Source organism: Mycobacterium shimoidei (assembly GCF_900417275.1).
GTDB classification, from domain to species: Bacteria; Actinomycetota; Actinomycetes; order Mycobacteriales; family Mycobacteriaceae; genus Mycobacterium; species Mycobacterium shimoidei.
Genome location: NZ_UEGW01000001.1, coordinates 3,268,184 through 3,280,163, shown reverse-complemented (window position 1 = coordinate 3,280,163; position 11,980 = coordinate 3,268,184). Strand labels below are relative to the sequence as shown.

Below are 11,980 nucleotides of genomic sequence, written 5' to 3'. Positions count from 1 at the left end.
CGTGACCATGGCGGAACGCGTACCGATGCTAGACCGTGAGCAGGCCCAGCTGCGAGCTGCCGAATGTGGGTTGCCCGAAGAGTTGGCAGAGCTGTCGGTATTCCGCGTGGCACTTCATCAGCCGCGTGTGGCGGTTGCGCTGTATGGGCTGCTGGACGCGTTACTCTTCCGCGGTTCCCTTGACGCGCGGCTACGCGAGCTGATCATCATGCGACTCGGCTGGATCACTGGCTCCGAATACGAATGGACTCAACATTGGCGAATCGCCACACTGCTCGGCGTGCCTGAGCAAGATCTCCTCGCGGTGCGCGACTGGCAGAATTCCGAAAGCCTCGGGCCAGTCGAGCGTGCGGTCCTCGCAGCGACCGATGATGTGGTGCGCGACGGGGTCATCTCCGAGGAAAACTGGGCTGGGTGCCAGAAGGCATTCAATAGCGATCACGCGGTTTTGGTCGAACTTGTCGGAGCAATCGCCAATTGGCGGCTCTTTTCGATCCTGCTTCGATCCCTGAATATTCCGCTTGAGTCCGGAACCGACGGCTGGCCGCCCGATGGGCGAGCTCCTCGGCGTGGCGATTGAGCGAAAACGTGGAGCGATGCTTGACCGAAGCGGTCAGCGCCCCAATCGCAGGACCACGATCCGTGTCGTAGACGGACAAGTCCCCCCTCGGACACCGTTGGCAGACGGCCCGTTTCTGGGCCGGTTTCAGTCGGCGTCTCGCGGGGAAGCCGCAGTGCAGCGACGGCTTCGGCCGTAGTCTGAACGGACCGGCACCACAACCGACGCCACCTACGACGATGAACCGATCGAGCGGCTTTGTGCGACGGGCATCCCGCCGCAGTTTTGGTGACCGCGCCGAGGCGGGTCGGGTGCTGGCCGAGGAGCTGGCCTCTTACCGCGGAAGAGACGGACTGCTGGTGCTCGGGCTGGCCCGCGGCGGTGTCCCGGTCGCCCGGGAGATCGCAACGGCGCTGCATGCCCCCTTGGATGTGTTTTTGGTCCGCAAGCTTGGGGTGCCGCACTGGCCGGAGCTGGCAATGGGCGCGGTGGCCAGCAACGGCAGTGTCGTCAGGAACGAGAACGTGTTGTCCAGCCTGCGCATCAGCGAGGCGCAGGTGCGCGCCGTGATCGAACGTGAGACGACCGAGCTGAACCGCCGCGAGCAGGCCTATCGGGGTGGTCGACCCGTCGCCGACCCGCGCGGGAAAACGGTGATTTTGGTCGACGACGGCATCGCCACCGGGGCCAGCATGATGGCGGCGGTGGGGGCGCTACAGGCGGCCGGTCCTGCCGCGATTGTGGTCGCTGTTCCGGTGGGGCCGCCCTCAGCGTGTGAGCAGTTGGCGCAGGAGGTCGACGACGTCGTCTGCGCGACAATGCCGCCCGATTTCGAGGCGGTGGGTCAGGTGTTCGTGGACTTCCATCAGGTCAGCGACGACGAGGTCCGTGAGCTGCTCGCGGCTCCGACCTCAGAGGGCTGAACGGCAGTCTTTAGCTATTCCGCTCTATTCCGACGACGATTCGTCGTCGGAGCGGGCCTTCACTGGCTGGGCGGGCTGCCCACCGGGCTGGTCGGCGGTCTCGGCGTCCTCTTCCGGGTAGTCCGCGTACTCATAATCGGATGCCGAGGTTTCCGGCTTGGGCTCCTCTGTTGACGCCGACTGGTCGGCCGAGGCGCCGGCCTGGCGGCGCTGCCGTTCCTGCAGCGCATCGATGATCAGCAAGATCACGCCCACCACGCTGGCGGCAATACACACCCAGGCCACCAACTGATTGCTGGTGACGACTGCGAACACCAACGCGGCCAGCCCTATCACCGCTAGTACCAGCGCGCTAATCAGCATCGGTCAACCTCCGCCGGACGAGTCAGAAGCCATGACTGCCAAGGCTGCACGGTACCCGCCCGGCTCGCCCAGCACCCTTGGCTAGGTTAGTTATTACCCCGATTGAACTGATTGAACCCCCCGGCGTCGTTGGTGGCGCTGGAGTCCACCGGTGCCGCCGATCCGCGTTGACCGAGCTCTTCGAGCTGTGATTCCAGATAGGTCTTGAGCCGGGTGCGGTACTCGCGCTCGAAGGTGCGCAGCTGTTCGAGGCGACCCTCGAGGACGGTGCGCTGTTGGTTGATCGTGCCCATGATCTCGGAGTGCTTGCGTTCAGCATCGGCTTGCAGCGCATCGGCCTTCTCCTGGGCCTGGCGCAGCTGGGTCTCCGATCGAGCTTGCGCGTCGGCCAGCATTGCGTCGGCGCGCTGCCGGGCTTCGGCGATTGTGGTGTCGGCTTCCCGGCGGGCCTCACTGATGATCTGGTCGGCGTTGGCGCGGGCGTCGGCCAACAATTTCTCCGATTCGGCCTGCGCGGTGCTGGTCAAGCGGTCGGCGGTGTCCTGGGCCAGGCTCAGCACCCTGGCCGCCTTGATGGCGTGCTCTTCGCTGATCGCCGCGGAAGAGGCGGCCTGCGGAGCGGGCTGAACGGCTTCGGCCTCCGGTTCGGCTTCGTAGTGCGGGATGGCCGCAGTGGGCTGGGCACCGCCATTGGAACGCGCGGCCGCCAGCTCCTGGTCGAGCTCGCTGATCCGCTGGCGCAGATCGGAGTTCTCCTCGATGAGCCGGGTCAGCTCGTTCTCTACCAGGTCGAGGAAGGCGTCGACCTCGTCCTCGTTGTAGCCGCGTTTGCCGATCGGCGGCTTGCTGAAGGCCACGTTGTGGACGTCGGCTGGTGTAAGCGGCATTATTTGCCCCCTCGAGTTGTGGACAGTCAAACCGACCTGCAAAGTGTAGATCGGTGTGGACGGTATCGTAGCCATACTGCAACTGCGGCCCATCCTGTCACACCAGACCCGCCGGTTGCTGATCCGGTCAATAAATAAGACCGAATTTCAATCTTTAAGAAACATGAAAACGGCACCTTAAGACAACGAAATGCCGCTATGGCAAACGGTCTTGGCGCCGGTTAGGTGGCGGCGCTGAAAGCCAGTTGCATGCCGATGAACGCCACCAGCAACAGCACCATGATGGACAAGTCGAAGCGGATCGCACCGATGGTGAGCTGCGGGATCAGCCTGCGCAGCAGTTTCACCGGTGGATCGGTGATCGACATGATGGCTTCCAGCACGACAACCGTGGCGCCGCGCGGGTGCCAGTCGCGGCTGAACGAGCGGATGAACTCGACCACGACCCGGGCGATCAGCAGCAGCCAAAAGATGAACAGCGCGAAGCCCAGGATTTGGAAGAACAGCGCCAACGAGAACCCAACCTTACTGATGAGGATGTGACATTCACGACAAGCGCCGATGCCCGGCGCGGTGACCGTCAGCCTACCTACTTCCAGGGCCGGCCCGTACGTCCGGCTCCTCTGACAAGCCTATTGATAAGCGTAGAAGCCGGTTTCGGCGATCCGGCGGCGCTCCTCCGGCGTCACGTCGACGTCGGCCGGTGACAGCAGAAACACCTTGGTGGCGACCTTGTCGAACGAGCCCCGCAGCGCGAACGCCAAACCGGCTGCGAAGTCGACAAGTCGCTTGGCGTCGGCGTTGTCCATAGACACCAGATCCATGATCACCGGCGTACCGTCGCGGAACCGCTCACCGATGGTGCGTGCCTCGCTGTAGTCCTTGGGCCGCAGCGTGGTGATCTTCGACAGCGGGCTGCCCTCCTCGAACAGCATCGCCATCCGGCGTGGGTCCATCGCCAGCGCGCCGCGCGTCGAGCCACGCAGTGAGCCGAACCGCGGCCTGGGAAGCTCGCTGCGCTCGAAGTCACGCGGGTGGAACCGGTGGTCGTCGGCGTAGCCGCCGCGGTAGCTTCCCGGCGGCTCGTCGTACTCGCGCTCGTCGAAGCGCCCCTCGTAGCGGCCGTACCCGTCGCCGGCGAAGCGCTGGCGCGAGTAGCCCGCGGAGCCACGGTCGTCGTCGTAGTACTCGTCGTCATAGTCCTCCATCGGAGCCATACCGAAGTAGGCCTTGACCTTGTGCAGTGTGCTCATCTGGGTGACCCCTTCTTTGCCGAGGCTCTGGTGTCCGTGATGAAGATGTGACTAGAGTGACTGCTCACGGTGACGGTAGCGGTCGCCGACCCAATAACGCGGTACCGACACGCACACAGGTCGAACCATGTTTCACCGCGCTCTCCAGGTCGTTTGACATGCCGGCCGACAATCCGGTCGCGTTCGGGTGGGCCCGGAGCACCCTGGCGTGTTCGGTTTGCAGGCGCGCGAACGCCGCCTCCGGGTCCGCGTCAAGCGGCGGAATACCCATCAGCCCAATCAGTTGCAGGGACTCTGCGGCCTCGACCTCGGCGCAGATCTTGTCGACTTCGGCGGGCTGCGAGATGTCGACACCACCCCGGGACACGTCGCCGTCCAGGCTGATCTGCACGTATATCTGCAGCGGACGCTGGCGACGGCCCTCGCGCAGTGCGGCAGCCACGGCCCGGTCGAGCGCGCTGACCACGCGGCTGCTGCTCACCGAGTGGACGGTGTGCGCCCAGCGGGCCAGCGACCGGACCTTGTTGCGCTGGATCTGGCCCACCATGTGCCAGCGCACCGCGGCTGCCGCAGGACCCAGCAACCTAGCAAGCTCATCTACCTTCGCCGACGCCTCCTGTTCTCGAGACTCCCCGAACGCCTGGCATCCCAATTGCGACAAAATCGCAACATCGGTTGCTGGAAAGAATTTGGTAATTGGCAGAAGTTCAATTTCGGCGACGTTGCGGCCGGCCGCCTCGGCGGCGGCGGCAAGCCGCGTCCGTAGCGCGGTCAAGGCGTTGACCAATTCGGATTCCCGGTTCGCCAGCATGGCGGTCATTCCATCCACACCACCGACGCCAGCCGCCCGGTCGGGGCGCTACGGCGATGGCTGAACAGGTTGGTGTCCGCCACGGTGCAACGCGGGTCGATGTCGATGGCCGTCACCCCTAAGCGTTTGAGCTGACCCGCGATTCCGGCTCGCAGATCCAGCGCGGGGGTGCCGGCCGAGGTGGTGGTGCGACTGCCCGGCAGCGTCGCTTCCACCTCGTCGGCCATCTCGGCGGGCACTTCGTAGTTGCGGCCGCTGACCGCCGGTCCGAGCAGGGCAGAGATGTCTTCGGCGTGCGCCCCGATCGCCAGCATGGCTTCCAGCGCCCGGGCCACTACGCCGTCGCGCGCGCCCACGCGACCGGCGTGCACGGCGGCAACGACCCCGGCCCGCGCGTCGGCCATCAACACCGGCACGCAATCAGCGGTCACCACGGCCAGCGCCAGCCGGGGGGTGGCGGTCACCAGGGCATCGGTGTCGGCAACCGCGTCCTTCCGCGGGCCTTCGACCACCGCGACGTGGTCGCCGTGCACCTGATGCATCCAGACCAGCGGGTGGCCGATCGTGGCGGCGAGCCGGGCGCGGTTGGCCGCCACCGCGGCCGGGTCGTCACCGACATGGTCGCCGAGATTGAAGGTGTCGAACGGTGGCGCGGACACACCGCCCGCCCGGGTGGTGATCACCCGCCGGATACGAACGCCCACGTGCCCAGTATCGGGGGCGGCTAGCGTCGCATGAAGGGCGGCACGTCGACGTCTTCGTCGTCATCGCCGCCGATATTGAGGGTCGAACCGTTGGTCTGCACCGGCACGCTGACGGCATCGGCCGGCTCGAACAACGTCGAGGTGACTTTGCCGGCCGTCCCCGGCGCTATCGTCTGGCTCTGATCGCTGCCGACGATCGGCTTTCTGCTCGGCCCGGTGGCGTCGAAGCCGGCCGCGATCACCGTGACCCGCACCTCGTCGCCGAGCGAGTCGTCGATGACCGTCCCGAAGATGATGTTGGCGTCCTGGTGGGCGGCGTCCTGCACCAGCGAGGCAGCCTCGTTGATTTCAAACAGGCCCAGGTCGCTGCCGCCGGCGATCGACATCAGCACCCCGCGGGCGCCTTCCATCGACTGTTCCAGCAGTGGCGAGTTGATCGCGATCTCAGCGGCTTTGAGCGCCCGGCCGTCGCCCCGGGCTGAGCCGATACCCATCAGCGCGGTACCGGCGCCGGACATGATGCCCTTGACGTCCGCGAAGTCCACGTTGATCAGGCCCGGGGTGGTGATCAGGTCGGTGATCCCCTGCACGCCGTTGAGCAGCACCTCGTCGGCGCTGCGGAATGCGTCCATCAGCGACACCGCGGCATCGCCCATCTGTAGCAGCCGATCGTTGGGGATCACGATGAGCGTGTCGCAGCTTTCCCGCAGCGTGGTGATGCCCTGCTCGGCCTGGGTGCCGCGCCGTTTGCCCTCGAAGGAGAACGGCCGGGTGACGACGCCGACGGTCAGCGCGCCCAGTTTGCGGGCAATGCTGGCGACCACCGGCGCCCCGCCGGTGCCGGTGCCGCCGCCTTCACCGGCGGTCACGAACACCATGTCGGCGCCTCGGAGCAGTTCTTCGATGTCGTCCTTGGCGTCCTCGGCGGCGCGCCGGCCGACCTCGGGGTCGGCGCCGGCGCCCAGGCCGCGGGTGGAGTCGCGTCCCACGTCGAGCTTGACGTCGGCGTCGCTCATCAACAGCGCCTGGGCGTCGGTGTTGATGGCGATGAACTCCACTCCCTTGAGGCCCTGCTCGATCATCCGATTGACGGCGTTGACGCCGCCGCCGCCGATTCCCACGACTTTGATGACGGCCAAGTAGTTATGCGGGGGGGTCATCATTGAAGTCTTCCTCCCTAATGGGACCTGGCTGGCAAACCTCAACCTCAACTAGAGGCTTAGAGTTATGTCAAGTTGTTCCGGGCAAACAGAACGGTATGGGGCAGATGCGCGCTATCGCCGCAGGCGCGCCGACGTGATGCGGGCGAATTTTGTGCAATTTCTCGCCGCGGTCTCGCCACAGCACCACCGAGAGTGAAGCTGGCCGCACGCTCGACGCCGAGAGTGAAGCTGGCCGCACGCTCGACCGGTGGGCCTCTACTGCACTACTTGACGGTCGGCAGGTCCGGGCTGGACACGTCGTAGGTGTGCCCGGGCTGGGTCAACAGCGCCGCCAGCTTCTCGGCCTTCTCGTCGGTGCGGTCGGTGGTGCCCCAGATCACCGTGCGCCCGTCGGTCAGGGTCAGCGTGATCGAGGCAACCGATGGAGCCGCGATCCTGCCGACCTGACCGGCGACCTCGGGTCGCAGCGCCGTCAGCACTTCGAGCGCGGCCTTGGTCGCCGGATCGCTCGGCCCGGGATTGTCGACGTCGATATAGGGCAACGCCGCGGGCGGCGGCGCTGTCGCGAAGTCGACGCCGTCGCGGTCGTAGAGGTGTGGTCCGTCTGGAAAGTCTTTGACCACGACGGGAATTCGCTCGACAACGGTAATGCGTAACGCCGAGGGATACTGGCGCTGCACCCGCGCGCTGGCCACTCGGCGGATCGCTGCCACCCGATCGGCGATCGCGCCGGTGTCGACCTGCAGCAGTGGGGTCCCGAGCTGGACTTTCGCCGTGTCGAGCACCTCCTCGCGGCTCACCGCGCCAACGCCGATGACGATCACGTCGCGCACCGACATCACCGGCGTGAAATACAGGATCAGCCCCAGCCCGATGGCGGCCACCGACACCAACATCGTCGCCAGTGCCATCTTCAGGCCCCGAACCGCGCCTCGCGGAACGGGTTTGGGTTGGGCCCCGGCGCGGCCGCGGGCGCGGCGCTTGGCCTCCCGGCGGGCCTGCTCGATCGCGGTGGCCCGCGCCTGCGCGGCTCGACGCTCGGCACGTTCCCGACGTGCCCGCCGCCGTGGACCCTCGAATACCTCGGGGCCGGCCTGCTGTTCGGCCGACTCGGTCGCAACGGGTTCGGTCGGCGCTTCGGTCGGGGTGTCGTTTGCCTCGGTCACCAGCGCCGCTCCTGCTCATCGCTTCGCTCTGCATCGTCGCCGGCGCGGGTCACCACGACACCCCCGGTGCGCTGCGGTTGGCCCGCACCCGCAGCGCCGTGACGATCTCCGGCGCCAGCATGGTCACGTCTCCGGCGCCCATGGTCACCACGACGTCGCCCGGCTCGGCGGCAGCAGCCACCAGCTCGGCGACTTCGGAGAAGTTTGGAACATACTGCACCGGCACGCTCACGTGCTCGGCGACACTGGCTCCACTGACGCCGGCCAGCGGTTGTTCGCGGGCAGCGTAGACATCCAGCACGAAAACCTGGTCGGCCTCGTCGAGCGCGCGGCCGAACTCAGCGGCGAAATCCCTTGTTCGCGAATATAAGTGCGGCTGGAACACCACTAGCGACCGACCGCCGCCGCTTTGCTCGAGCAAGGTGCGGACCGCTCCCAGCGTCGCGCTGATCTCGGTCGGATGGTGGGCGTAGTCGTCGAACACCCGCACCGAGCCCGCGGTGCCGATCAGCTCGAATCGGCGGCGGACACCTTCGAAACCGGCCAGCCCGTCGAGCACGCACTCGGCCGGAGCGCCGACCTCGATCGCGGCCAGCAGGGCGCCCAGCGCGTTGAGCGCCATGTGCCGGCCGGGCACCGACAGCCGAAGCACCCACGGGTGGATCTCGCCGGCGAGCTTGATCTGCGCGACGCCGCCGGTGCCTTGCTGCTCCCAGGACAACAGTTCGCCGGCTAGCTGGTCACCCGACGAGCCATACCGCAGGACCCGAATCCCCAGTGCGGCAGTGCGTTCGGCAAGTGCTGCCGCGCCCGGGTCGTCGGTGCAGACGACGAGCGCCCCACCGGGGGCAAGCCGCTCGACGAAGGAATCGAACACCGCGGTATAGGCGTCTGCGGTGCCGAAGAAGTCCAGATGGTCGGACTCGATATTGGTCACCACGGCGACATTCGGGGTGTATTCGAGTAGCGAGCCGTCGCTTTCGTCGGCCTCGGCGACAAAGCAGTCGCCGCTGCCGTGGTGGGCGTTGGTGCCGGCCTCCCCCATTTCGCCACCGACGGCGAACGACGGATCTTTCCCGCAGTGCTGTAGGGCGACGACGAGCATCGATGTGGTGGTCGTCTTGCCGTGCGTGCCGGTGACCATGAGCGTGGTGCGCCCGGCCATCAGCTTGGCCAGCACCGCGGGCCGCAGCACTACCGGGATGCCGCGCCGTCGGGCCTCGACGAGCTCGGGGTTGGTCTTGGGGATGGCGGCGTGGGTGGTGATCACCGCGGTGGCGCCGCCGGGCAGCAGATCCAGTGAGTCGGCGTGGTGGCCGATCCGGATCAACGCGCCACGGGCGCGCAGTGCCCGCACGCCGCGGGACTCTTTGGCGTCCGATCCCGACACCATCCCACCGCGGTCCAGCAGGATGCGGGCGATCCCCGACATGCCCGCTCCCCCGATGCCGACCATGTGTACCCGCTGCAGCTCGGGCGGCAACGGCTCGGTGATCATCGCGAACTCCGGTCGCGGGCTTGCCGGGCCACCTCCAAGGCGATTCGCGCCACCTGCTGTGCCGCGTCGCGGTGACCGACCCGGGCCGCGGCCGCCGTCATCGCGGCCAGCCGAGCTGTGTCGTTGAGCAACCCGGCCACCTCGCCGGCCACGAAGCCCGGGGTGAGGTCCGCGTCCGCGACAAGGAGCCCGCCGCCGGCCTTGACCACCGGCAGCGCGTTGAGTCGCTGTTCGCCGTTGCCGATCGGCAGCGGCACATAGACCGCGGGCAGCCCGACCGCGGACACCTCTGCGACCGTCATCGCACCGGACCGGCAGATGGCCAGATCGGCGGCGGCATACGCCAGATCCATCCGGCTCAGATACGGCACCGCCACGTAGGGCGGGGCGTCGGGCGCTCGAGCAGGCAGATCGAGGGTGTTCTTGGCGCCGTGGGCATGCAGCACAGCCACCCCGGCGGCGGCCAGGTCGCCGGCGGCCGCCGCGACGGCGCGGTTGATCGAGGCCGCGCCCTGCGATCCGCCGAACACCAGCAGCACCCGGGCGTCCTCGGCGAAGCCGAAGTGCGCACGTGCCGCCGACCGTAACGCCGAGCGGTCCAGCGCGGTGATCGCCGACCGGATCGGGACGCCGACCACCTCCGAATGCGGCAGGCCCGAATCGGGCACCGCGGACAGCACGCGTTGCGCCGAGCGGGCCCCCACCCGGTTGGCCAGTCCGGCGCTGGCGTTGGCCTCGTGGATCACCACCGGCACCCGACGCCGACGTGCGGCCAGGTAGGCGGGCAGCGCCACGTATCCCCCGAACCCCACCACCACGTCGGCGTCGACATTTCGCAGCACAGCGCCGGTCTGCCGGACCGCGCGCAGCACCCGCGACGGCAGCCGGACCAGGTCGCCGGTGGGTTTGCGCGGCAACGGGACCGGGGTGATCAGCTCCAGGTGGTAGCCCCGCTCCGGCACCAGCCGGGTCTCCAAACCGCGCTGGGTGCCCAGCGCGGTGATGCGGACCGCGGGATCCAGGGCTACCAGCGCGTCGGCGACGGCCATCGCGGGTTCGACGTGACCGGCGGTGCCGCCGCCGGCGAGCACCACCGACAACGACCTGCCGCCGTGCTGGGTCCCCGAGTCGCCGTTTATCCCGCTGGCCGGCTCCAAGACCGAGTCGTTCACCGCCTAAGCTGACCTTCCAGTGCGCGACCCCGCCGCCCCCGAACCCGACGGTGATCGACATATCGCCGTTCACGTCCATGATGCCTTGACCGAGGCGGCCGCCCGCCCCCGCTGGGGGGCTTGGCAGCGGCTTTGGGCGACGGCGGGCGGGGGCGCAGGCGGTCACGCAGCGCCCCGACCCGGGTCGGCGCGTAGGGCTCGGGCAGTGGCAGCCGCAGCAGCCGGTTCATCCGGTCGTCGCGTCCGGCGCGTAGCGCGGCAACGGCCTCGGGTTCGTGACGTGCCGCGTTGGCCATCACGCCGACCATGAGAAGTGTTGTCGCCGTTGATGTTCCACCTGCCGAGATGAGGGGCAGCTGCAGGCCGGTGACCGGCAGCAGACCGATCACATAGCCGACGTTGATGAACACCTGGCCGAGCACCCACAGCGTGGTGGTCGCCGTCAGCAGTCGCAGGAAGGGGTCAACCGAGCGGCGTGCGATGCGCATTCCCGTGTAGGCGAACAACCCGAACAGCGCCAGCAACCCGAATGCGCCGACGAAGCCGAGCTCTTCGCCGATGATCGCGAAGATGAAGTCGTTGTGGGCGTTGGGCAGGTAGTTCCACTTCGCGGTGCCCTGGCCCAAACCGTGGCCGAAAATGCCGCCGTTGGCCAACGCGAACTTCGCCTGACGAGCCTGGTAGCCCGATCCCTGCACGTCGGCGGCGGGATCGAGCCAGGACCGCACCCGTTCGGATCGATAGCCCTCGGACACCGCCAGGACCGCCGCCGACACGATGACGGCGAGCAGCGAGCTGCAGAACACCCGCAGCGGCAGCCCGGCGTACCACAACAGGGCCAGCAAAATGATGCCCAGCGAGACGGTTTGTCCCAGGTCGGGTTGAGCGACGATGAGCGCCAGCGCGATGACGGCTGCCGGCACCAACGGGATCAGCATTTCGCGCAGCGAGGCTCGCTCCATGCGCCGCGCGGCCAGCAGGTGCGCCCCCCAGATGGCGAAGGCGATCTTGGTCAGCTCCGAGGGCTGCATGGAAAAGCCGCCGATCACGAACCAGCCGCGAGAGCCGTTGGCGTAGTGGCCGATTCCGGGCACCAGCACCAGCACCAGCAACACGATCGACAGCGCGAAACCCGAGAACGCCATGCGGCGCATGAACCGCACCGGCACCCGCAGCGCCACGTAGCACGCGATGAGCCCGACAATCGTCCACATCACCTGCCGGCCGAAGATCACCCAGGCCGAGCCGTCGTCGTCGTAGGAGCGCACCCCCGATGCGGAAAGCACCATGATCAGACCCAACGTGGTCAACAACGCGGCCACGGCGACGATCAGGTGAAACGACGTCATGGGCCGGCCCAGCCAGGTCCCGAACCGGGTCCGCGGGCCCGAGCCGGACACCCTGTGCGAAGCCGGCGTTTCGCCGGCGTTCTCGTCATCCTTGGGACCCCGGTGCAGCAACCGGGCCAGCGCCTGTGTCAC

13 protein-coding genes are annotated in these 11,980 nt (G+C 67.6%); 2 read left to right on the top strand and 11 right to left on the bottom strand.

What is annotated here, in order from left to right; genetic code table 11:
- Position 1 precedes the first annotated feature (1 nt).
- The gene (locus MSP7336_RS15820; protein WP_085149371.1) at positions 2–580 is read left to right on the top strand and encodes a carboxymuconolactone decarboxylase family protein; all 579 of its coding nucleotides are present in this window, start codon (positions 2–4) and stop codon (positions 578–580) included.
- Between the two features lie 218 nt (positions 581–798).
- Positions 799–1,482: a phosphoribosyltransferase gene (locus MSP7336_RS15815; protein WP_113964105.1), complete on the top strand. Its 684-nt coding sequence runs from the start codon at positions 799–801 to the stop codon at positions 1,480–1,482.
- A gap of 24 nt (positions 1,483–1,506) precedes the next feature.
- Here the strand turns inward: MSP7336_RS15815 and MSP7336_RS15810 are convergent, their stop codons facing one another.
- From MSP7336_RS15810 to ftsW, 11 genes are all read right to left on the bottom strand, one after another.
- Positions 1,507–1,845: a DUF308 domain-containing protein gene (locus MSP7336_RS15810; RefSeq protein ID WP_113964104.1), complete on the bottom strand. Its 339-nt coding sequence runs from the start codon at positions 1,843–1,845 to the stop codon at positions 1,507–1,509.
- A gap of 86 nt (positions 1,846–1,931) precedes the next feature.
- A complete protein-coding gene (gene wag31 / locus MSP7336_RS15805) occupies positions 1,932–2,732 on the bottom strand; it encodes a DivIVA-like cell division protein Wag31 (RefSeq protein WP_069397875.1) in 801 nt (266 codons plus the stop codon).
- Positions 2,733–2,953: 221 nt separating this feature from the next.
- Positions 2,954–3,244, bottom strand: coding sequence for a YggT family protein (locus MSP7336_RS15800; RefSeq protein ID WP_069397876.1), 291 nt, complete (start codon positions 3,242–3,244; stop codon positions 2,954–2,956).
- Positions 3,245–3,364: 120 nt separating this feature from the next.
- Positions 3,365–3,985, bottom strand: coding sequence for a cell division protein SepF (locus MSP7336_RS15795; RefSeq protein ID WP_069397877.1), 621 nt, complete (start codon positions 3,983–3,985; stop codon positions 3,365–3,367).
- 64 nt (positions 3,986–4,049) lie between these two features.
- Positions 4,050–4,805 (bottom strand): YggS family pyridoxal phosphate-dependent enzyme, encoded by a 756-nt coding sequence (locus MSP7336_RS15790; protein WP_113964103.1) that lies wholly within the window; start codon positions 4,803–4,805, stop codon positions 4,050–4,052.
- Positions 4,802–5,500, bottom strand: a complete 699-nt coding sequence (gene pgeF, locus MSP7336_RS15785) for a peptidoglycan editing factor PgeF (RefSeq protein WP_113964102.1) — start codon at positions 5,498–5,500, stop codon at positions 4,802–4,804. The genes MSP7336_RS15790 and pgeF overlap by 4 nt, the downstream gene beginning before the upstream one ends.
- 20 nt (positions 5,501–5,520) lie before the next feature.
- The gene (gene ftsZ, locus MSP7336_RS15780; RefSeq protein WP_069397905.1) at positions 5,521–6,660 is read right to left on the bottom strand and encodes a cell division protein FtsZ; all 1,140 of its coding nucleotides are present in this window, start codon (positions 6,658–6,660) and stop codon (positions 5,521–5,523) included.
- Between the two features lie 266 nt (positions 6,661–6,926).
- A complete protein-coding gene (locus MSP7336_RS15775; RefSeq protein WP_069397880.1) occupies positions 6,927–7,829 on the bottom strand; it encodes a cell division protein FtsQ/DivIB in 903 nt (300 codons plus the stop codon).
- A 49-nt stretch (positions 7,830–7,878) separates the two neighbouring features.
- Positions 7,879–9,327, bottom strand: coding sequence for a UDP-N-acetylmuramate--L-alanine ligase (gene murC / locus MSP7336_RS15770; protein ID WP_113964100.1), 1,449 nt, complete (start codon positions 9,325–9,327; stop codon positions 7,879–7,881).
- Positions 9,324–10,484, bottom strand: coding sequence for an undecaprenyldiphospho-muramoylpentapeptide beta-N-acetylglucosaminyltransferase (murG, locus tag MSP7336_RS15765; RefSeq protein WP_232321122.1), 1,161 nt, complete (start codon positions 10,482–10,484; stop codon positions 9,324–9,326). The genes murC and murG overlap by 4 nt, the downstream gene beginning before the upstream one ends.
- A gap of 11 nt (positions 10,485–10,495) precedes the next feature.
- A complete protein-coding gene (gene ftsW, locus MSP7336_RS15760) occupies positions 10,496–11,980 on the bottom strand; it encodes a putative lipid II flippase FtsW (RefSeq protein WP_244917476.1) in 1,485 nt (494 codons plus the stop codon).